We start from the raw sequence: 20170 nt of genomic DNA, 5'->3' as shown, positions 1-20170 counted from the left end.
CAGGCTGACGCCCGCGCCCTGGGAAGGGGTGGTGGTCACCGGTCGACGCCTCCCATCACGGGGTCGATGGACGCGACGGCGACGATGACGTCGGCGACCTGGCCGCCCTCGCACATCGCCGCCATGGCCTGCAGGTTGGTGAAGGACGGGTCGCGGAAGTGGACCCGGTAGGGGCGGGTGCCGCCATCGGAGACGACATGCACCCCGAGTTCGCCCTTGGGCGACTCGACGGCGGAGTACGTCTGCCCGGCCGGGACCCTGAAGCCCTCGGTCACCAGCTTGAAGTGGTGGATCAGGGCCTCCATGGAGGTGCCCATGATCTTCTTGATGTGGTCGAGCGAGTTGCCGAGGCCGTCCGGGCCGAGCGCCAGCTGCGCCGGCCAGGCGATCTTCTTGTCGGCCACCATGACCGGGCCCGGCTCGAGCCGGTCAAGGCACTGCTCGATGATGCGCAGCGACTGGCGCATCTCCTCCAGGCGGATCAGGAAGCGCCCGTAGGAGTCACAGGTGTCGGCGGTCGGCACGTCGAACTCGTAGTTCTCGTAGCCGCAGTAGGGATCCGACTTGCGCAGGTCGTGCGGCAGGCCCGCCGAGCGGAGGACCGGGCCGGTGGCGCCGAGGGCCATGCAGCCCGCGAGGTCGAGATAGCCGACGTCCTGCATGCGGGCCTTGAAGATGGGGTTCCCGGTGGCGAGCTTGTCGTACTCGGGAAGGTTCTTCTTCATCTTCTTCACGAACTCGCGCATCTGGTCCACCGCGCCGGGCGGCAGGTCCTGCGCGAGGCCGCCGGGCCGGACATACGCGTGGTTCATCCGCAGGCCGGTGATCAACTCGAAGATGTCGAGAACGAGTTCACGATCACGGAAGCCGTAGATCATGATCGTCGTCGCGCCGAGTTCCATGCCGCCGGTGGCGATGCACACCAGGTGCGAGGAAATCCGGTTGAGCTCCATCAGGAGCACGCGCAGGACCGAGGCGCGGTCGGGGATCTGGTCCTCGATGCCGAGGAGCTTCTCGACCCCGAGGCAGTACGCCGTCTCGTTGAAGAACGGCGTCAGATAGTCCATGCGCGTGACGAACGTCGTGCCCTGCGTCCACGTGCGGTATTCGAGGTTCTTCTCGATGCCCGTGTGCAGATAGCCGATGCCGCAGCGGGCCTCGGAGACGGTCTCGCCCTCGATCTCCAGGATGAGCCGGAGCACACCGTGGGTGGAGGGGTGCTGCGGGCCCATGTTGACGATGATGCGCTCGTCGTCGGACCGGTTGGCGGCCTGGACGACCTCGTCCCAGTCGCCGCCGGTGACTGTATATACAGTCCCCTCGGTCGTCTCGCGGGCGGATGCGTGTGACGTGCTCATCAGCTGTACGACCTCCGCTGGTCCGGAGCCGGGATCTGGGCGCCCTTGTACTCGACGGGGATGCCGCCGAGGGGATAGTCCTTGCGCTGCGGGAAGCCCTGCCAGTCGTCCGGCATCATGATCCGCGTCAACGCCGGGTGACCGTCGAAGATCAAGCCGAAGAAGTCGTACGTCTCGCGCTCGTGCCAGTCGTTCGTCGGATAGACCGCGACCAGCGAGGGGACGTGCGGATCGGCGTCAGGGGCACCGACTTCGAGCCGGATCACGCGGTTGTGGGTGATCGAGCGCAGGTGGTAGACGGCGTGCAGCTCGCGGCCCTTGTCCTCCAGGAAGTGCACCCCCGAGACGCCCGTACAGAGCTCGAAGCGCAGGGCCGGGTCGTCGCGCAGGGTCTGGGCGACCCGGAGAAGATGCTCGCGCGCGATGTGGAAGGTCAGCTCGTCGCGGTCGACGACCGTCTTCTCGATCGCGTTCTCCGGTAGCAGTCCCTGCTCTTCCAGGGCCCCTTCCAGCTCGTCCGCGACTTCGTCGAACCAGCCGCCGTACGGACGCGCGGAGGCGCCCGGCAGGGTGACCGTCCGCACGAGCCCGCCGTAACCGGAGGTGTCACCGCCGTTGTTGGCGCCGAACATGCCCCTGCGGACGCCGATGACCTCGCCGGCCTCGTCGCGGGGAGCGGGAACGCCGTTGCCGTTTAGGTGCTTGTCGTGCTCGTCGCTCACCGCAGCAGCCCCTTCATCTCGATGGTGGGGAGCGCCTTGAGGGCCGCCTCCTCCGCCTCTCGTGCCGCTTCCTCCGCGTTGACCCCGAGCTTGGAGCCCTGGATCTTCTGGTGGAGCTTGAGAATGGCGTCCATCAGCATCTCGGGCCGCGGCGGACAGCCGGGCAAATAGATGTCAACAGGGACAATGTGGTCCACACCCTGCACGATCGCGTAATTGTTGAACATCCCGCCCGATGAAGCACAAACCCCCATGGAAATGACCCACTTGGGGTTGGGCATCTGGTCATAGACCTGCCGCAGGACCGGCGCCATCTTCTGGCTCACCCGGCCGGCCACGATCATCAGGTCGGCCTGGCGCGGTGAACCGCGGAAGACCTCCATGCCGAAGCGAGCCAGGTCATAGCGCCCGGCTCCCGTCGTCATCATCTCGATGGCGCAGCACGCGAGGCCGAAGGTCGCGGGGAAGACGGATGACTTGCGCACCCAGCCCGCGGCCTGTTCGACGGTGGTGAGCAGAAATCCGCTCGGCAGTTTCTCTTCGAGTCCCATGCTCTTGGCCCCTCAGACCTTTAGTCCCATTCCAGGCCGCCACGCCGCCATACGTACGCGTACGCGACGAAGACGGTGAGCACGAAGAGCAGCATCTCCACGAGCCCGAAAATCCCCAGCGCGTCGAAAGTGACGGCCCAGGGGTAAAGGAAGACGATCTCGATGTCGAAGACGATGAAGAGCATCGCCGTCAGGTAGTACTTGATGGGGAATCGCCCACCACCGGCCGGAGTCGGCGTCGGCTCGATACCGCACTCATACGCCTCGAGCTTGGCGCGGTTGTACCGCTTTGGACCGATAAGCGTGGCCATGACCACGGAGAAGATCGCAAAGCCTGCCCCGAGGGCTCCCAGCACGAGGATGGGCGCATAGGCGTTCACGCTCCTCGCTCCTCTCAGTCGGCACTGACTGTTGGCGGTTGCGTCGGCCTCGATCCCCGCCCGTGGTCACCGCCCCGATCACCGCCGCTTCCCGACGAAGATCGCGCACATGTGAAGCAGGTCACAAGCCCAACTGCCCCGCATCTTATGCCCGCCGGTCTGTGATCTGCGACACGGGGTGCGACAACGGCTTTGTGATCTCCACCACCTGACGAAGGATCATGAAGTCGGATGAGCGGTGATCTTCATACGCGAAGCGCCTGAGTGATCACGAGAGGTGACATCTCAGCGAGATACCGCTGGTCGGGAGGGGGACGCCCTATCAAGCAGCGGCGGTCGCAAGCAAATTGGCGCTGGACAGGCTGGCTTGATAGTGGCGGCTCGTTCACACTTTGGCGGGAGCGGTGTGGACGAGGGTGGACGAGAACGGACGGGCGCGGTCCGCGTGCACCGATTCACGAGCGGCCGATCCGCGAGCGGACGATCCGCGGCGGCGGCTCCGCGGCCGGACGATCCGCGAGCGGCAGCCACGTCATGACGTGACCCCGCCACGGACACACGAGCGCCACGGGACGACCACAACACGGGCCCAGGCGTCGATCCACCGTCGATCCGGCACCGGCCCACCGTCGATCCGCCGTCGATCCGTCACCGTTCCCCCACGCAGGTAACGCACCGGAAATCCAAGGGAGATCTCAGGAAGGTCTCGGCGGGATCTCAGGGAGATCCCCTAGGGCCACACCTGTGACCTGCGCCACATAGGGCAGTGCGGCGAATAAACCGGGCTTGGCCAACCGCCTCAACGGGTGGTAGACCATGGGCAATTCGGGCGTATCGCAGAAAACCCATGATCACAGGCGTGATCACCGTTGTCCGCATTGCCCGTTACGGCGTCAATAAGAAGTGACACGCCCGGGATTCACGGCCATCGGGAGCAACTGTGGCGCAGCCCACGTTTCTTGATGGGAACCCTGACTCCCTGATAGCGGTTGTTCTCATGTCCCACACCGCTCACATACCCAGCCACCGGAAGCCCCGTCGTAGCGCCTCGAAGATGGCCCTGCGCGCCGGAGTTGCCGGTGGCGTCCTCAGCACCCTGGCAGTGGCCGCCGCCGCCGGAACGGCGACCGCCGCCGAGCCGGTGACCGAGACCATCGAAATGCCCACGCTCACCACGGATCTCTCCACGCAGATCGCGCAGTCCGCGGAAGCCACCCAGCAGACCGCCGCCAGCTACGAGCTCCGTGCCGAGCAGGACGCTGCCGCCGTGAAGGCCGCCAAGCAGGCCAAGGAAGACCAGGCCGACGCCGAGAAGAAGGCGAAGGCCAAGGCGAAGGCCGAGGCCGCCGCCAAGAAGAAGGCGGAGGAGGAGCGCGCCTCGCGCTCCGCCGAGCGCACGACGCTCAGCGCCACCGCCGGTTCCGGCTCCAGCGCTTCCGCCGATGTGGCCGCCCCGGCCAGCGGCAGCGTCGGCACGGTCATCAGCTTCCTCAAGGCCCAGCTCGGCGACGCGTACGTCATGGGTGCCTCAGGACCCAACGCCTGGGACTGCTCCAGCCTCGTCCAGGCCGCGTTCAAGCAGGCGGGCGTGGACCTTCCGCGCGTCTCGCAGGACCAGTCGGTCTCCGGTACGCCGGTCTCGCTCTCCAACGTCCAGGTGGGCGACATCCTTTACTGGGGTGGCGCGGGCTCCGCGTACCACGTGGGTGTGTACATCGGTAACGGCCAGTACCTCGACGCCGCCAACCCCGGCAAGGGCGTTGTCATCCAGGACCTGTCGGGTTACCCCGCCGACGGCGCCGTGCGCGTCCTCTGAGGGCCCTCACAGCCACGTAGAAGGGCCGGGAACCCCGTATAGGGTTCCCGGCCCTTCCGTGCGTCCAGCGGCCCGCAGGCCTCAGCCCTTCGGCGAGAGCTCACCCATCTCGGACCAGCTGCTGCCCGGAATCTCCGTGTGGATGATTTCCGGGGTCGAGGCGATCAACTCGGACATCGACTCCATGGCGGCCTTGAAGTGGTCGGAGCCGACGTGCGCGGCGCCCGCCTCCTGCGAGGCAAAGCCCTCCAGGAGGACGAACTGGTTGGGGTCGTCCACGCTGCGGGACCAGTCGTAGAAGAGGTTGCCCTCCTCCGCGCGCGTGGCCCGGGTGAACTCGGCGGTCCGCTCCAGCCAGGTGTCGGCGTACTCGGGGCGGACGGTGAACTTGACGGCGATGAAAATCATCCGACCAGCCTCGTACCACCCACGGGGTAAGGGCAAATCGGACAGACGCTCACGCCTTCCGCCTCATGCCTTCCGCCTCATACCTTCCGCCTCATACCTTCCGCCTCACGCCTTCCGCCTCACGCCTTCGGGGCCACCTTGCTCAGCCCATTGATGATGCGGTCCATGGCGTCGCCGCCCGTCGGGTCGGTCAGGTTGGCCAGCATCTTCAGTGTGAAGCGCATCAGCATCGGGTGCGTCAGGCCGCGCTGCGTGGCGATCTTCATGACCTTCGGGTTGCCGATGAGCTTCACGAAGGCGCGGCCCAGCGTGTAGTAGCCGCCGTAGGTGTCCTTGAGGGTCTTCGGGTAGTTCTGCAGCGCCAGTTCGCGCTGTCCGGGGGTGGCGCGCGCGTGCGCCTGGACGATGACGTCGGCCGCGATCTGGCCGGACTCCATGGCGTACGCGATGCCCTCGCCGTTGAAGGGGTTCACCATGCCGCCCGCGTCGCCGACCAGGAGCAGGCCCTTGGTGTAGTGCGGCTGGCGGTTGAAGGCCATCGGCAGGGCCGCGCCGCGGATCGGCATCGTCATGTTGTCCGGGGTGTAGCCCCAGTCCTCCGGCATCGAGGCGCACCATGCCTTCAGGACCTCGCGCCAGTCGAGCTCCTTGAACGCGGCGGAGGAGTCGAGGATGCCGAGCCCGACGTTCGAGGTGCCGTCGCCCATGCCGAAGATCCAGCCGTAGCCGGGAAGCAGCCGGTCCTCGGCGCCGCGCCGGTCCCACAGCTCCAGCCAGGACTCCAGGTAGTCGTCGTCGTGGCGCGGTGAGGTGAAGTACGTCCGGACGGCGACGCCCATCGGGCGGTCGTCGCGGCGGTGCAGACCCATCGCGAGGGAGAGCCGCGTCGAGTTGCCGTCGGCGGCGACCACCAGCGGCGCGTGGAAGGTGACCGGGGTCTTCTCCTCGCCCATCTTGGCGTGCACGCCGGTGATGCGGCCCGTGCGGTCGTCGATGATCGGGGCGCCGACGTTGCAGCGCTCGTGGAGCCGCGCGCCCGCCTTCTGGGCCTGCCGCGCGAGCGTCTCGTCGAAGTCGTCGCGCTTACGGACCAGGCCGTAGTTGGGGTAGGCGGCGAGTTCCGGCCAATCGAGCTGGAGCCGTACACCGCCCCCGATGATGCGCAGGCCCTTGTTCCGCAGCCAGCCCGCCTCCTCGGAGATGTCGATCCCCATGGACACGAGCTGCTTGGTGGCGCGCGGCGTCAGACCGTCCCCGCAGACCTTTTCCCTTGGGAACGCGGTCTTCTCCAGGAGGAGTACGTCGAGTCCGGCCTTCGCCAGGTAGTAGGCGGTCGTCGAACCGGCTGGCCCGGCCCCGACGACGATCACATCAGCGGTGTGTTCGGTGAGAGGCTGGGGCTCGGTCACGGCAGGTTCTCCCCAAGGCTCGAAATCTGTGTGCCGGCGGGCACGGGATACGGGCAGTCTATGCAGCGGTACTGATCCACCAGCCGAAGGGCCACCCGTGACAAAGCAGGCACTGCCGACCACGCCCCTGCCCGCCGTACAACTGCGCGTTCCGACGCACGAGGACACCTTCGTCTGGCACCGGCTCTTCGACGACCCGGAGGTCATGGAGTTCCACGGCGGCACGTCGGCCGAGCTGTCCGTGTACGAGGAGATGACGGCCCGGCAGCGCAGACACGACGCCGAACGTGGCTTCTGCTTCTGGACGTTGCTCGACGCGGACGGCGAGCCGATCGGCTTCACCGGCGCGCAGCCCTGGCCGCACGAATGGGGCCCCAAGGGCGAGATCGAGATCGGCTGGCGGCTCTCCAGGTCCGCCTGGGGCAAGGGGTACGCGACCGCCGCCGCCCGGGCGACCCTGGAGCGCGTACGGGCGGCGGGCGTGGCGAACGTCGTGGCGATGGTCGACACCCGCAACGAACGGTCCGTGGCGGTGACGCGGCGGCTCGGCATGGAGCTGGCGGAGACCCTGCCGATTCCGGGGACGGAGCGGGAGGCGCACCGCTTCGGGCTCGCGCTGTAGCGGGGGCGCCCACCGGGGCCCGGCGGGGGTGTCCCGCCGGGTGCCGCCTCAGCCGTTGAGGCGCCAGTGATCGAGCGCGGTCTGGTGGATCTTCTCGCCCTCACCCGCCGACCAGAAGTCCGCGCGCCAGGAGAGCTGGATGGCGTACTCGGTGCCGTTGTCCGCGACGTAACTCTGGTCGAGCGCGTGGATCTCCCGGCCCGCCGTGTCGGTGTAGGTGTACTCCCAGATGGCGCCGCCGCGGCCCTGGAAGGTGTTCGGCTCCAGGCGGATCCGCTGGTAGTCCGTCTTGTCCGGGTCCTTCTTGGCGTCCTTCTCGATCGTCGTGAAGTTCTCGTACGAGGTGTACGTGGCGTTCGGCACGACGCCGACGAGGAACGCCTCCCCGCCCGTCGACCCCGCATACTTGACCTGCCCCGGCCGCTCCTCGCCCTGCCGGGCCCAGCCGCCGGGCACGGCGAACTCGAAGCCGCGTACATCGGACACCAAGTGGGAGCCCGCAGGCAGTTGAGGCCCGTCGTCCACGGTCTCGGGGCTCTCGCTCGGCTCTTGCGTGGGGGTGAACGTGGGGGACGGCGTAGGCGAGCGGGTGGGGTCATCGGTCCGGCTGATGGCGGGCTTGTCGTCCTTGCCGCCCGCCTTGTCGGCCTTGCCGTCACCGTTGTCCTGCCAGAGCAGGACGCCGGCCGCGATGCCGCTGCCGATGAGGAAGGCGGCGGCGAGGGTGCCGACCCAGAGGGCGGTGCGCCGGGGCTTGGGGGCGGGGCCGAAGCTGTGGGCGGGGTAGGCGTACTGGTCGCGAGTGGGCTGGTCGTAGGTGGGTTGGTCGTACGAGGGCAGGTCATACGAGACTTGCGGCGCCGGAGCGCCGATTCCCACCCCTGGTGACCCGGTCACCACCGGCCCGACAGCTCCGCCCGCCCCACCCGCGGAGCCGCTTGGCATCGGCGGCTGCACCGGTCCCGCGACGGCCCCCGTCCGCTGCCCGGCCATCCGCAGCAGATACGGCGCGACGAACGCGGCGACGGAAATCCACAGCAGCCCGAACAGCAGCGCGTCCGGCACGCTCACGCCCGCCTGGAAACTGCCGTTGCCCGAACCGCTGCCTCCGCTGCCTCCGCTGCCGCCGAGCTCCGCCGAGGCGCTTCCGGTCGCATCGACGCCGATCCCGCCGAACCCGGCGACGAGCAAGAAGAGGCCGAAGAAGACACCGGCGGCCAGCAGTTGTTCGCCCCGGTGCGCGCAACGGCGTGCGGCGAGGATGCCGAGGGTCAGCGCGCAGACCAGCCCGAGGGCCAACGCCGCCGCGATCGCCCAGGAGTTGGTGACGTCGCCCAGCTCGGAGAGCCCGAAGGACTCGCTCTCGTAACCGCCGCCGTAGCCCGAACCGCTGCCCTCCACCGACGCTTCGAGCGGCGCTCCCCAGCCGAGGCCGAGGGCGGCGATGCCGAGGTTCGGCAGCACGAGCAGGGCGATGAGCAGCGGGGACACGTCGTCGTCTTGGCGGTTGGTGAGATCGGCGAGGTCGTCGATCTGGGCGAGGCTGATGAACGCGACGACGGAGCAGAGGACCAGCACGATCGCGAGCGCACGCAGTGCGGTGCCGCCGGCGCGGAACGCCCCTTGCCAGACCGGGCGTTGGGACAGCCAGTAGGCAAGGTCATAGCGGTGGAGCACCCCGCAGGAGACGGCGAGTCCGAGCACGAGCGCACCGAGCGTGGCGAACACCGGCGAGGAGGAGAGCTGGACGCCCTCGATCTCGGGCTGCGCGAAGAGACTGAGCACGAGGACGCCCACAGTCACCAACAGACTGACGCGCACGGCCGCTTCGAGCCCCGCCGTGCCGCTGCCGTTGCCTCCACCGCGTACGAGAACACGATGGCGAAGGATGCGTACGCCGATGAAGAGCGCCCCGATCCACAGGGCGGTGACGGTGAGCGGAACGAGGTGGACCATGACGCTGCCGTCGAAGGCGACGTCCGCGCTGGAGCCGCTGTCCCCGAAGACGGGCGACTGCTGCCGCCCGCCGCCCGACACCTCGAAGCCGCCACCCACGGCCTGGAGCAGCATGGCGAGAGCGACCCGCAGCCGGTCGATGAACCCGACGGCGACGTCACCGCTGTCCGCACCCTGCCCGTAGGAAGGCATGGCCAGAGCGACAGCGCCGATCAGCACCAACCCCACGGGCCACAGGGCAGCTTGGGCGGCTCCGGCCCAGTCCCCCCGTAGCGCCCTCCCGAAGAAGGCCCCGAGGGGCGAAGGCGTCGAGGGCGCGCCCGGAACGTATGCGGGCGGGGGCGGAGGCGGAGGCGCGGGGAGAGAGATCGCTGTGTAACCGGGCCCGGCGGGGGCGGATGCCGGGGGCTCGGGGGCCTGGAGCTCCGGGGCCTGGGGCTCCGGGGCCAGAGGTTCAGGCGCCGGAGGTGTTTCAGCCGCCGGAGGTGCTTCGGGCGGCGCCTCTGCCGGAGGCAGTACCTCCGGCCCCGCGTTCACCGTCGTGTCACGCGGACGCTCCCGCCCGCACTTCATGCAGAAGCGGGCCTCATCCGGGGTGGATGCCCCGCAGTGCGGGCAGTTCGACGCCATGGGAACGCTCCGTCATTGGGGAGATGACCGTGCAGAGCGACTCGCGCCGGCCGAGCTCGCAGCGCCGAGGGGAAATCGGCACAGCCCCGCAGACAGAGTCGTATCAACGGACACATCTTGCCCCCTGGCCGGTTCCCCGCGACGGGGTTCACCTCAAGGGCGTCGGCACCGTTCCGCTTCAAGTGCCCCGCGACGCTCAGGCCTTGAAGCCCCGGTGCAGCGCCACGACGCCGCCCGTCAGGTTCCGCCACGCCACCTTCGACCAGCCCGCGTCCTGCATCAGCGAGGCCAGCGTCGGCTGGTCCGGCCAGGAGCGGATGGACTCGGCGAGATAGACGTACGCGTCGGGGTTGGAGGAGACGGCGCGCGCGACCGGCGGCAGGGCGCGCATCAGGTACTCCTCGTAGACCGTGCGGAACGGCGCCCACGTCGCGTGCGAGAACTCGCAGATGACGACCCGGCCGCCCGGCTTCGTCACGCGGTACATCTCGCGCAGCGCCTGGTCCGTCTCCTGCACGTTCCGCAGCCCGAAGGAGATCGTCACGGCGTCGAACGTGTCGTCCTTGAACGGCAGCTTCGTCGCGTCCCCGGCCGTGAACGGCATCCACGGGTGGCGCGTCTTGCCGACCCGCAGCATTCCGATGGAGAAGTCACAGGGCACGACATAGGCGCCGGCCTGCGCGAACGGCTGCGAGGAGGTCGCGGTCCCGGCGGCCAGGTCGAGCACCTTCTGCGCGGGCCGCGCGTCGACGGCCTGCGCGACCGCCTTGCGCCACAGCCGGGCCTGGCCGAGCGACAGGACGTCGTTCGTGAGGTCGTACCGTTCCGCTACGTCGTCGAACATCGAAGCGACTTCGTGCGGCTGCTTGTCCAGAGAGGCGCGGGTCACCCGGCCCATTGTGTCAGGCCGGTCTTCTCTTCTGGCGGCGGCCTCGCTTGCCTGCAGCGGGCTTCTTCGCCTGCGGCGGGCTTACTTCCTCGCGGGAGCGTCTGCCGTCCACGGGCTCTTGGCGGGTGCGGGTTGGTTCTTGGTTGCTCGCGCAGTTCCCCGCGCCCCTTACCGGGGCCCTAGCGGGCCCTGTACACCAGTCGTCCGGCCACCACCGTCGCCACACACGTCCCCGGGCCCCGCTCCACCAGCTCCGCGCGGTCCGCCACGTCGAAGATCGCGAAGCGGGCCGCGGCGCCCTCGGTCAGCGGCGGCAGGAGTACGAGTGGGGTCGGCGACAGGGACGGAGGGCCCGGCAGGCTCGGTGGGCGGTGGCCGATCGCGAGGCCCGACCTGCGGACGGTGTCGAGGACGGGACGGGAGTTCAGTTCGCCCGCGACGGCCACCGTGCCGTGCGCGAAGAGCCGCTGCACTCCCCGTCGGGCGCTGCCCCCGAGGCGGGCGGGCTTGGCCCGGAAGAGCGCCTGAGCGCGCTCCCCGCCGATGGGCTCGGTGCCGAGCCAGTCGGCCTCGCGCGGGTCGGGGTGGTAGGTGGCTTCGAGGAGCTCGGGACCGTACGGATTGAGCAGGCCCGGCGTGAGGATGCCGGGCCAGCGCCTGACGCGCGCGGCGGGGTCCGCGGCGGCGAGGTCCTCGTACGGGCCGACGGCGGCGACGCTCGCCCCGTCGACCAGGACCGCCGCCTCCGGTGTGCCCTCGGCGACGTGAAGTGTGCGCAAGACAGCCTCAGTTGGTGGCTAAGTAATGACTCAGTTGGTGGCGAGGAGCTTCAGCTCCGGGTGGGCCGTGCCGCCCTCGATCGCCGTGGACGAGATGTGCGAGGCGACGCGGTCGTCGGTCGGGTCGTTCGCCGGGTCGTCGTGCACGACGAGGTGCTCGTACGTCGTGGCGCGCTGGGCCGGGACGCGGTCCGCGGTGCGGATCATGTCGATCATGTCGCGCAGGTTGTTGCGGTGCTTGGCGCCCGCGGAGGAGACGACGTTCTCCTCCAGCATCACCGAGCCGAGGTCGTCCGCGCCGTAGTGCAGGGTCAGCTGGCCGGCCTCCTTGCCGGTGGTCAGCCAGGATCCCTGGATGTGGGCGACGTTGTCGAGGAAGATCCGCGAGATCGCGATCATGCGGATGTACTCGAAGATCGTGGCCTGGGTCCGCCCCTTGAGGTGGTTGTTCTCAGGCTGGTAGGTGTACGGGATGAAGGCCCGGAAGCCGCCGGTCCGGTCCTGTACGTCGCGGATCATCCGCAGGTGCTCGATGCGCTCGGCGTTGGTCTCGCCCGTGCCCATGAGCATGGTGGACGTCGACTCGACACCGAGGTTGTGGGCGATCTCCATGATCTCCAGCCAGCGCTCACCGCTCTCCTTGAGCGGGGCGATGGCCTTGCGGGGGCGGGCCGGGAGCAGCTCGGCGCCGGCGCCTGCGAAGGAGTCGAGCCCGGCGGCGTGGATCCGCTGGATCGCCTCTTCGGCGGAGACCTTCGAGATGCGGGCCATGTGCTCGACCTCGGAGGCACCGAGGGAGTGGATGACCAGCTGCGGGTAGGCCTTCTTGATCGCGGAGAAGTGCTCTTCGTAGTACTCGACGCCGAAGTCCGGGTGGTGCCCGCCCTGGAACATGACCTGCGTGCCACCGAGCTCGACGGTCTCGGCGCAGCGGCGCAGGATGTCGTCGAGGTCGCGCGTCCAGCCCTTCTTGGTGTCCTTCGGGGCGGCGTAGAAGGCGCAGAACTTGCAGGCGGTCACACACACGTTGGTGTAGTTGATGTTCCGCTCGATGATGTACGTCGCGATGTGCTCGGTCCCGGCGTACCGGCGGCGGCGTACGGCGTCGGCGGCGGCGCCGAGCGCGTGCAGCGGGGCATCGCGGTAGAGGTCGAGCGCCTCTTCTTCGCTGATCCGCCCACCTGCGGCGGCACGGTCGAGGACGGACTGAAGTTCGGCCTTCTCGGTCACCGGGGCGTCCCTTTCGTAAGGGTTCTGGACGGACTGATTCAGCGTACGCCAGCCCTTCCGGCCGCCCGACGTCAGGCGGCGTACGCCCCGATGAGCAGTCCCACGAACGCGCCGCCGATCAGGAAAGGCCCGAACGGGATCGCCGTCTTGCGTCCGGCGCGGCGGGCGATGACGAGCCCCGTCCCGTACAGGGCGGCCAGCAGGAACCCCGCGAAGGTGCCGAGGAGCAGCACGCCCCAGCCGTACCAGCCGAGGACGGCCCCCAGGCTGAGCGCAAGCTTCACGTCACCGAAGCCCATGCCGTTCGGGCTGATGAGGAAGAGCACGAAGTACGCGCCGCCGAGCGCGAGCCCCCCGTACAGCGCGTGCGGCAAGGACCCGCCCTCCTCCGGCAGCAGCGAGGCGCCCCCGAGGAGTACCAGGGCGGCTCCGGCCAGCGGCAGGGTCAGTACGTCGGGCAGCCGGTGCACGCCGAAGTCCACGATGGCGAGCAGTACGCCGAAGGGGGCGAGCAGCATCCAGACGGCCAGCTCGGGCCTAGGCCCTGTCGCCGCGGCGAGGGCGGCGCCGACGAGGGCGGTGGCGAGGGCGACGCTCACCGGGCGTGGCCCGAAGCGGTCACCCCGCGGACACCGCGCAAGCCCGACCCAGCCGCCGAGGGGATGCCCTTCGGGGCAGTCGCCGCGCCAGGCCTCCTCGGGCGCAACGGACAGCCGGTAGGCGGCACGGGGCACGAGAAGCCCGGCGAGGGCGCCCCAGAGGGCGGCGCCGACGACGAGATACACCAAGGGGTCCAACGTTCACCCTCTAGACGCGGAGAAACGGGTGGGTGGGTGGGAGAGATCCGCCGCGAAGCGGCGGCCTAGAAAACGCCCCCCACCCGCAGGGAAGGGAACTACCCCACCGCGGAAAGCCCACTGCGCCAGGCAGGAAGCAGCTCGTCCAGCAAGGCCTCGGTCCGGGGCGGCACACCCCGGGCCCCGCTCCGGGCAACAAGATCTGCGGCGACCTGCTGGAGCCGCGCAGGGTCGCCCACCGCATGCGTGGCCCTGAGCAGCTCGTTCCAGAGCCGCTCGTCCCCCGGCGAGGAGTTCAGCGCGGCGTTCAGCGCCTCGATGGCCTTCTCCGCGCGCCCCTTCTCCAGGTGGAACTCGGAGAGGGCGAGCCCGATGTCGGCGACCAGCAGCGGAAGCTGCGCGTCGATGATCTCGTGGGTGAGCCAGGCGTAGCGCCCCCGCGGACGGTCCGCGAGCAGCGGCCCCCGTACGAGCACCAGCGCGTCGGTGAGCATCCGCCCGCGCACGGCACGGCTGTTGGCCCCGCGTCCCTGCGTGGCCTCGTGGTACAGCGACCGCAGCACGTCCAGGTCGGAGACGACGGACTTGGCGAGCGTGAGCCGCCCGCTGCGGTCGGCCCGCAGCCGGGGCGTTCCGTCGGGCTCGGTGCCGAGCCACTCCCGAAGCCGCTCGACGAGCGCGTCCCGTACGTCCTCGGTGACCCCGCGCGGCCACAGCGCGGAGGCCAGCACCCGCGGGTGCACCCCCTCGCGGTGCAGCAGGAGCAGGGCAAGCGCCTCGTGCATCAGCGGGCTGCGCTCGCCGTCCGGCGTGTCGAGGCCGATGATCTCGTACGTGCCGACGAGGCGGGCGTACACCGCGGGTCGCCCCTGTTCGGTGACGTCGACGAGGAACGGCGGAGCGGTGGCCGCGCGGCCGGAGCCCGCGGACGAACCCGTGCCGTCCTCCCCCGGATCGGCGTCGGTGAACAGCTCCACCACGGCCCGCTGCTGGGCCTCCGGCAGCGACTGGGCCTCAAGTTCCAGGCCGAGGAGCGGGGCGAGCAGCTTGCCCTCGCGGGTGATCTCCATCTCCCAGGCGGCGCCCGGCAGGTCCCCGGACTCGGTGCCGACGAGGTAGCCGATGCCCAACCGGCTCGCGTCGGCGGCCAGTTCGGCGAGCTTGACGGCGTCGTCCCCGGTGGGCTCGGCGGCGAGCAGCACGAGGTGCGGCGCCCAGCGGGTGTGCTGAGCGGGGCCCGTACGCCCGGTGAGGACCGAGTCGTGCCCGGCGGCACCCAGGGCGCCGCGCCGCTGGCGCGTCTCGGCCTCCATCGTCTCGATCAGCGCCTCGATGTCGTCGAGGTGGCGAAGGCGGTTGGGCGCGAGCGGCGTCAGGTCCTGCCCGAAGCCGACGAGGGTGATGGTCATGCGGTCCGACCAGCCGTTGGTGGCGAGCTCGGCGGCGACGGACGCGAAGACGGCGGCACGGTCGGCCTCGGTGCCGCTCAGCGACACGACACCCGGCACGGCTTCGAGGTTGAGGAGCAGCCGCGAGTCGTCGAGGGTGCCCAGGCTGACGAGGCCGGGGTAGGGCGCCGCGGTGTCGACATCCTCGTACCGCTCGGCATCGGTGCGTGCCAGCATCCAGAACGTCTGGTCCTGCCCCAACTGCCAAGGCGCGGGCGGGCGTCCGGCGGGCTGGGCGAGCTGGAGGTGCAGATCGCCGTTGCTGAGCCAGGCCGCGTACACGGTGGGCAGTGCGCGGGACTCGTCGGCGAGGGACGCCGCGAGCCCCCTCAGGGACAGGTCGAGCAGGCGTACGCCTTCGGGGTCGGCGCCCACGAGCAGCGCGTCCTGCACATCGGCGGCGTCCCCGGTCGGCGTGGGCGGCTCCATGCCGCGGCGCCCGCCGACGGCACCCATGGCGGACTGCCACAGCGCGTGGCGGCGCCGGCGGCCGAGTGCGAGGAGCAGCCCGGCGGCGAGGAGGGGCGCGCCGAGGAGTGCTTCGGGCAGCCCGAAGGAGGACTCCTGGGACTGGCCGGCCTGACTGGCGGCGGGGGCTTCCTGCTGCCCCTCCCCCTTACCCGTGTCGCTGGGCCGCTGCTCGGGAATGGTGATGTGCGCGGTGTCGCGGTCGCCCTGGTGCCCACCGCCCTGCTGACCGCCGCCCTGCTCCTGGGCGCCGCCGCCTTGCCGGTGGTCGCCGGACTTGGCGTAGTCGGAGATCTGTTCCTTCACGTCCTGCGAGACCTTGGGCGCCTCGTCGGGCATCTCGACGAGCTCGCCGCCGTGCGCGTCCGCGGGCATTTCCATGATCCAGCCGGGCCGGATGAGGCTGGCCTCGGAGAGCTTGGATCCGTCGGGCTGCTCGCGGTCCTTGTTGAGCTGGTAGATCTCCTTGTACCGGCGCCCGTCTCCCAGGTGCCGCTCGGCGATCTCCCACATGGAGTCGTGGTGACGGCCTTCGGGCGGCTGGATCCGGTAGTACTTCGTGTCCCCGTCCTTGGCGCTGCCATCGGCGTGCGCGGCGGCCTGCTCGGCCTGCTCTGCGATGGCACTGGCGGTGCTGCCGGCCTGTTCCTGCCCGAAGAGACCGCCGGGGGTCTGCTGGGCGGAGGCGGCGGACGCGGGCCTCTGGTTCCCCTCGAGGGACTGCCCGAACTGCGAGAGCCCCGGGGCGAAGCTGGCGGCGGTGGCGCCGACAAGGAGCAGGGCGGCGACGAGCTGGCGGGCGAGGAGCTGGCTGCCGCCGGCACCGGGAATCCGGTTCGGCATCCCGACGCCGGAGAGCGCGGCCTTGACCTCGACGAGCACGCAGGCGGTGAACTGGGCCCAGGCGAGCCAGACCACGACGGTCAGTACGTTGATGAACGTCCCGACGGTGATCTCCTGCTGCAACCACCCCAGCGAGGGCGCCCCACCGGGAAGCGGCCACCCCACGGCGTACGCGAGGGCTCCAGGCACGCCGACGACCAGCGCGACCAACGCGACAAAGGCGAAGAACGCCTTGACGAAGTCCCCGAACGTACGACGACGCCGGGGCAGGGGCTGCGGCGTCCGATTACGCGGAGCCGACGAGCCGCCTGTCGAACTTGAAGTGGTGCGCGCCATGGCGGGTGTCCTGGTGTCCTCTGAGAGGGAGCGGATGGGAATTCAGGGGATCAGCGGTCTGTGTGCTGAGCGAGCTGAGCGTACTGAGGTGATGGTACGGAAGCGGCTGGAGGTCATACAGGGGCTGTGGGTTCAGGGGTGCCCGATTGGGTGGGAGTTGCACCAAAGGACCGACTCCCCCTGCCGTCCTGGCCCCCGTGGCTGTCATGTATCGGCCCGCGAAAGACCGCGCGGGCCGGGCATTCACCACCCGGCGTCACAGTTCCGGCACGGATTCGCTGCGCGCGCGTAGCACTTGAGGAGTGTTCGCTTCCGTCATCCCACGGGAGGCGAGAACCTTCACAAGGCCCACCAGTGCCGGTAACACACGGCTGGTAGCGTCGTTCAGCTTCATTCTCGCCTGCACACACTTTCCCGCCCGCACACATGCCGAACTCTGGGGGACTGCAATCGTGGCCCGTCGCACTATGCCCATCGTTGCCACTCTGGTGGCGAGCGCGACCTTGCTGTTGACCGCTTGCGGGAGCGGCGGGAGCGATGACTCCTCGGACAAGATCGAGGGAGCGGGACAGGGGTCGAGCAAGCCGTCCCCTTCTGCGTCGGCCAACGGTGGCACCCCTGACCTCGCCCTGCCGAAGGACCTGAAGGTCGAGTTCGGCTCGTCGAAACCGTCCGACCCGCGCGACGCGGCGGCCCAGGAGAACGCCGAGAACTACATCCGCGCCCTCAACCACGGCATCACCGCCCAGGACCCCGAGGACCCGGCGTACCAGTTCTATGGGCTCGGCAACGCCGCCCGTTATGCGCGGGAGCAGATCAAGTCCTGGGTGGACGACAAATGGACCGCGACCGGGACGGACAGCTACTACCGGGCCAAGACCGACAAGGTCGGCACGGCAGGCGTGCTCGTCACCATGTGCCGGGACCAGAGCAAGTTCTACGGCAAGAACGTGGACACCGAGAAGATCAGGTACACGAAGCCGAGCCTTGATGACTACCAGGAGTTCCGCCTCCTCATGAAGCAGCCCAAGGGTGAGCAGAAGATCTGGAAGGTGCTGCAGATCGAGGTCGAAGGCCGGGTGAAGGAGTGCCGACGATGACATCCCCACGACACACTTTTGGCTGGGCCGCCGCTCTCTCGGTGACGGCCGTGCTGTGGTCCGGGACCTTCGCGTACGCGGCCGGGCCCGGGGACAACACGACCCAGCCACCATCCTCCGAGAAGCCCAGCGGCAACGTCAGCGGCAATGAGCTGTCGGCGGGCACCTCCTCGATCCAGCTCTCGTACCCCAAGGGCGGGAAGGGTGGGGGCAAGAAGGGCAACCTCGCCCCGATCGACCCGAACTGGAAGCCACCGGCCTGCTGGTACGAGCCCGCGTTCACGTCCAAGGAGCTGAAGGACTTCGTGGACAAGGACGGCGGCGGCGACGTCGGCATCCACGAGCAGTGGTTCGGCAAGGAGCTCTGGACCGACCACTACCGGGACGGCAAGCCGGCCGACAACTTCGACCTCCACGAGGCTTCGAACAGCTCCGCCGAGGGCTACAAGGACTACAACGAAGGCGAGATGGGCCGCTTCTGGCGCGGTGTCGCGCCCGATGAAAGCGACCCCAAGTCGTGGGACTGCGGCCGCCTCATGTTCTGGGTGGACGCCGGACAGATCCCGGACGACCCGCACGCCCCGACCCCGAAGATGCTCGCCGAGTACGCCTACGACAAGGTCAAGGTCCCGGACACCGAGGTCGAGCTGAAGCCGGCCGCCAAGTCGACGGTGAACCTGCCCACGTGGGCCTGGCTGGACAAGGGCACGTTCAAGGACGTCAAGGTCCGCGCAGAGCTGCCGAACACCCCGCTCTGGGCGGAGACCACGGCGACGCCGAAGAGCCTCCACCTGGAGCCCGGCACCGCCGACGCGGAGACCTTCCCCGCATCCGGCGAATGCAAGATCAACGACGACGGCAGCATCGGCACGCCCTACACCAAGGGCAAGTCGAAGCAGGACCCGCCGTGCGGCATCAACTACCTCCGGGCAACGAACGGAGAGCCGTACAAATTGAAGGCGTCCGTCACGTGGGAGATCTCCTGGGAGGGCTCGGACAACGACGGCGTACACCAACTCCCGAACGGCACCTTCGAAACCACCCAGGACATGGACGTCCAGGAGATCCAGTCGATCAACCGCTAGACGACGACACGAGCAAAACGGGGGAGCGGCATGGGGGGGCAATCGTCCAGCGGATTGGCATGTCCTGGACTTCGACAAGGACCCAACCCCCGGTGATCCGGGCCGGGTTCGGAACCTCGCCAAGAATCTGCACGACTTCACCGACGACGTCTCCAAGGTCCTCCGCGATATCAAGGGCATGGCAGGCGAGGACGCGATCCTCACCTGGGCGGGTAAGACGGCGGAGTCCTTCACCTCGGAATTCGAGTCCGCGCCCGGCAAGCTGAAGAAGCTCCGACCCCGAGACGGCCCGCTACACGAGCGCCGCCCCCCTCGGCCTGCTCCCCGCGCCGAACCCCGTCGCCTACGTCCACAACCCCCACACATGGTCCGACCCCCTGGGCCTCGCGCCTTTGTGCCACAAGCACGGCGGAGACACCGGCAGCCCTGACGGTGCCGGACTCCTGCCCGGCCCCGCGCCGCAGCGTGCCTCGGACATGCTGAACCAGGTCAACGGCAGGACCGGCGGCATCGGAAAGGTCGAGGGCTACCATGGAAACCAGAACTGGGGTAACAACAAATCCCAACTGCCCGGGGGTAAGTACAAGGAGTGGGACGTCAACGCGAAAGTAGACCTGCCGCGTTGCAGTGCGCCGGGCTGTGGAGACGGGATCAGGGGGCCTGAGCGACTCCTGACCCCGAAGGACGGACCCGGCCCTGCGTATTACACCCCCGACCACTACGGAACGTTCTACTATGTCGGCGAATTCACGGGATGATGCAGAGACAATGACTGGTTTCGATGTCACCGGAACCTCGGCTCCCTGGGTCGTCTTCGCCCCCCGGGGGACGGCCGAGGTCCAACGGCAACTGTCCGCCCTGCAGGCGAAGGGCGGCCAGGTCCACCGCTTCCACGCGTCCGACCTGATGACCGAGCAGGGCATCCACCACGCGTTCGCGCAGGCCCTTCAGTTCCCCGGCTATTACGGCAGGAACTGGGACGCCTTGGTGGACTGCCTGGACGACCTGTGCGGCGCCGTCACCGGTCGCGTCGGCATCGCGGGTGTCATTCACGGAGCGGACCCGCTGCTCGAAGCGGAACACTTCCCCCTTTTCGTTTCGGTCCTCTGTCAGGGTGCGGACCGGACGAATTCGGCGGTGGACCTCGACGGATTCCCCTTGGACCGCCCCGCGGTCGCCGAGCATTTCATCTTCGAGTTCGACGCGTTCGACCAGGAGAGAATCGCAGGCAAAGTACGGCAGCCCGACCTGGTCGTCACGGAAGGGGAGGGATTCGTGGCGGCCCAGCTTGATCCCGACGAATGGCACTGATTCCGCAGGACCGAATGACCCGAGGGGGGCAC

Annotated in this window: 18 protein-coding genes and 2 pseudogenes; 7 read left to right on the top strand and 13 right to left on the bottom strand. The window is 69.1% G+C overall.

Annotated features, from left to right (window positions below):
• Positions 1-35: 35 nt before the first annotated feature.
• Genes ACGFX9_RS19130 through ACGFX9_RS19115 form a run of 4 tightly spaced genes read right to left on the bottom strand, consistent with a single transcriptional unit; the run spans position 36 to position 3011 of the window.
• Complete coding sequence (locus ACGFX9_RS19130; RefSeq protein WP_393472891.1) at positions 36-1358, bottom strand: NADH-quinone oxidoreductase subunit D; 1323 nt, start codon at positions 1356-1358, stop codon at positions 36-38.
• Positions 1358-2080: an NADH-quinone oxidoreductase subunit C gene (locus tag ACGFX9_RS19125; protein WP_393472888.1), complete on the bottom strand. Its 723-nt coding sequence runs from the start codon at positions 2078-2080 to the stop codon at positions 1358-1360. The genes ACGFX9_RS19130 and ACGFX9_RS19125 overlap by 1 nt, the downstream gene beginning before the upstream one ends.
• Positions 2077-2631, bottom strand: coding sequence for an NADH-quinone oxidoreductase subunit B family protein (locus ACGFX9_RS19120; RefSeq protein ID WP_005313804.1), 555 nt, complete (start codon positions 2629-2631; stop codon positions 2077-2079). Before ACGFX9_RS19120 ends, ACGFX9_RS19125 begins: the two co-directional genes overlap by 4 nt.
• Positions 2632-2651: 20 nt before the next feature.
• Positions 2652-3011, bottom strand: a complete 360-nt coding sequence (locus tag ACGFX9_RS19115) for an NADH-quinone oxidoreductase subunit A (protein WP_003992243.1) — start codon at positions 3009-3011, stop codon at positions 2652-2654.
• A gap of 997 nt (positions 3012-4008) precedes the next feature.
• Between ACGFX9_RS19115 and ACGFX9_RS19110 the strand changes: the two genes are divergently transcribed.
• Positions 4009-4827: a C40 family peptidase gene (locus tag ACGFX9_RS19110; RefSeq protein ID WP_393472885.1), complete on the top strand. Its 819-nt coding sequence runs from the start codon at positions 4009-4011 to the stop codon at positions 4825-4827.
• 81 nt (positions 4828-4908) lie between these two features.
• On the opposite strand, the gene ACGFX9_RS19105 is transcribed toward ACGFX9_RS19110, so the two are convergent.
• Both ACGFX9_RS19105 and ACGFX9_RS19100 read right to left on the bottom strand, forming a co-directional pair.
• On the bottom strand, positions 4909-5235 hold the full coding sequence (locus ACGFX9_RS19105; protein WP_393472882.1) for a putative quinol monooxygenase: 327 nt from the start codon (positions 5233-5235) through the stop codon (positions 4909-4911).
• A gap of 119 nt (positions 5236-5354) precedes the next feature.
• Positions 5355-6644 (bottom strand): geranylgeranyl reductase family protein, encoded by a 1290-nt coding sequence (locus ACGFX9_RS19100; protein WP_393472879.1) that lies wholly within the window; start codon positions 6642-6644, stop codon positions 5355-5357.
• A 97-nt stretch (positions 6645-6741) separates the two neighbouring features.
• Between ACGFX9_RS19100 and ACGFX9_RS19095 the strand changes: the two genes are divergently transcribed.
• Positions 6742-7266, top strand: coding sequence for a GNAT family N-acetyltransferase (locus tag ACGFX9_RS19095; protein WP_393472877.1), 525 nt, complete (start codon positions 6742-6744; stop codon positions 7264-7266).
• A 48-nt stretch (positions 7267-7314) separates the two neighbouring features.
• Here the strand turns inward: ACGFX9_RS19095 and ACGFX9_RS19090 are convergent, their stop codons facing one another.
• The 7 genes and pseudogenes from ACGFX9_RS19090 to ACGFX9_RS19060 all read right to left on the bottom strand — a co-directional run bounded on the left by ACGFX9_RS19090 (position 7315) and on the right by ACGFX9_RS19060 (position 16642).
• A complete protein-coding gene (locus ACGFX9_RS19090; protein WP_393474038.1) occupies positions 7315-9450 on the bottom strand; it encodes a hypothetical protein in 2136 nt (711 codons plus the stop codon).
• A gap of 333 nt (positions 9451-9783) precedes the next feature.
• A pseudogene (locus tag ACGFX9_RS19085) lies at positions 9784-9852 on the bottom strand (zinc-ribbon domain-containing protein); the annotation flags it as partial.
• A gap of 196 nt (positions 9853-10048) precedes the next feature.
• Positions 10049-10741 carry a demethylmenaquinone methyltransferase gene (locus tag ACGFX9_RS19080; protein WP_393472875.1) on the bottom strand — a complete coding sequence of 231 codons (693 nt, stop codon included), beginning with the start codon at positions 10739-10741 and terminating at the stop codon, positions 10049-10051.
• A gap of 179 nt (positions 10742-10920) precedes the next feature.
• On the bottom strand, positions 10921-11520 hold the full coding sequence (locus ACGFX9_RS19075) for a hypothetical protein (protein ID WP_393472872.1): 600 nt from the start codon (positions 11518-11520) through the stop codon (positions 10921-10923).
• A gap of 30 nt (positions 11521-11550) precedes the next feature.
• On the bottom strand, positions 11551-12750 hold the full coding sequence (gene mqnC / locus ACGFX9_RS19070; protein WP_393472870.1) for a cyclic dehypoxanthinyl futalosine synthase: 1200 nt from the start codon (positions 12748-12750) through the stop codon (positions 11551-11553).
• 71 nt (positions 12751-12821) lie between these two features.
• Positions 12822-13547, bottom strand: coding sequence for a prepilin peptidase (locus tag ACGFX9_RS19065; protein ID WP_393472867.1), 726 nt, complete (start codon positions 13545-13547; stop codon positions 12822-12824).
• A 98-nt stretch (positions 13548-13645) separates the two neighbouring features.
• Positions 13646-16642, bottom strand: a complete 2997-nt coding sequence (locus ACGFX9_RS19060) for a BTAD domain-containing putative transcriptional regulator (RefSeq protein ID WP_393472864.1) — start codon at positions 16640-16642, stop codon at positions 13646-13648.
• A gap of 467 nt (positions 16643-17109) precedes the next feature.
• On the opposite strand from ACGFX9_RS19060, the gene ACGFX9_RS19055 reads away from it, so the two are divergent.
• The 5 genes and pseudogenes from ACGFX9_RS19055 (at position 17110) to ACGFX9_RS19035 (ending at position 20138) form a co-directional block, all read left to right on the top strand.
• Positions 17110-17742, top strand: a complete 633-nt coding sequence (locus ACGFX9_RS19055) for a hypothetical protein (protein ID WP_393472862.1) — start codon at positions 17110-17112, stop codon at positions 17740-17742.
• Positions 17739-18827: a hypothetical protein gene (locus ACGFX9_RS19050; protein ID WP_393472859.1), complete on the top strand. Its 1089-nt coding sequence runs from the start codon at positions 17739-17741 to the stop codon at positions 18825-18827. The genes ACGFX9_RS19055 and ACGFX9_RS19050 overlap by 4 nt, the downstream gene beginning before the upstream one ends.
• Before the next feature lie 64 nt (positions 18828-18891).
• Positions 18892-19104: pseudogene (locus ACGFX9_RS19045) on the top strand (hypothetical protein); the annotation flags it as partial.
• 199 nt (positions 19105-19303) lie between these two features.
• Complete coding sequence (locus ACGFX9_RS19040) at positions 19304-19585, top strand: ribonuclease domain-containing protein (RefSeq protein WP_393472857.1); 282 nt, start codon at positions 19304-19306, stop codon at positions 19583-19585.
• Positions 19586-19595: 10 nt separating this feature from the next.
• The gene (locus tag ACGFX9_RS19035) at positions 19596-20138 is read left to right on the top strand and encodes a barstar family protein (RefSeq protein ID WP_393472854.1); all 543 of its coding nucleotides are present in this window, start codon (positions 19596-19598) and stop codon (positions 20136-20138) included.
• Positions 20139-20170: the final 32 nt, after the last annotated feature.

The organism is Streptomyces sp. NPDC048436 (genome assembly GCF_043200355.1).
Lineage (GTDB): Bacteria > Actinomycetota > Actinomycetes > Streptomycetales > Streptomycetaceae > Streptomyces.
Note: the sequence above shows the minus strand (reverse complement) of the source record. Positions and strands in the feature narration are given on the sequence as shown.

Coding starts and splice junctions, on each gene's coding strand:
- ACGFX9_RS19130 (WP_393472891.1), bottom strand. CDS start 1,358: ATGAGCACGTCACACGCATCCGCCCGCGAGACGACCGAGGGGACTGTA.
- ACGFX9_RS19120 (WP_005313804.1), bottom strand. CDS start 2,631: ATGGGACTCGAAGAGAAACTGCCGAGCGGATTTCTGCTCACCACCGTC.
- ACGFX9_RS19110 (WP_393472885.1), top strand. CDS start 4,009: ATGTCCCACACCGCTCACATACCCAGCCACCGGAAGCCCCGTCGTAGC.
- ACGFX9_RS19105 (WP_393472882.1), bottom strand. CDS start 5,235: ATGATTTTCATCGCCGTCAAGTTCACCGTCCGCCCCGAGTACGCCGAC.
- ACGFX9_RS19060 (WP_393472864.1), bottom strand. CDS start 16,642: ATGGCGCGCACCACTTCAAGTTCGACAGGCGGCTCGTCGGCTCCGCGT.
- ACGFX9_RS19055 (WP_393472862.1), top strand. CDS start 17,110: ATGCCCATCGTTGCCACTCTGGTGGCGAGCGCGACCTTGCTGTTGACC.
- ACGFX9_RS19050 (WP_393472859.1), top strand. CDS start 17,739: ATGACATCCCCACGACACACTTTTGGCTGGGCCGCCGCTCTCTCGGTG.
- ACGFX9_RS19040 (WP_393472857.1), top strand. CDS start 19,304: ATGCTGAACCAGGTCAACGGCAGGACCGGCGGCATCGGAAAGGTCGAG.
- ACGFX9_RS19035 (WP_393472854.1), top strand. CDS start 19,596: ATGACTGGTTTCGATGTCACCGGAACCTCGGCTCCCTGGGTCGTCTTC.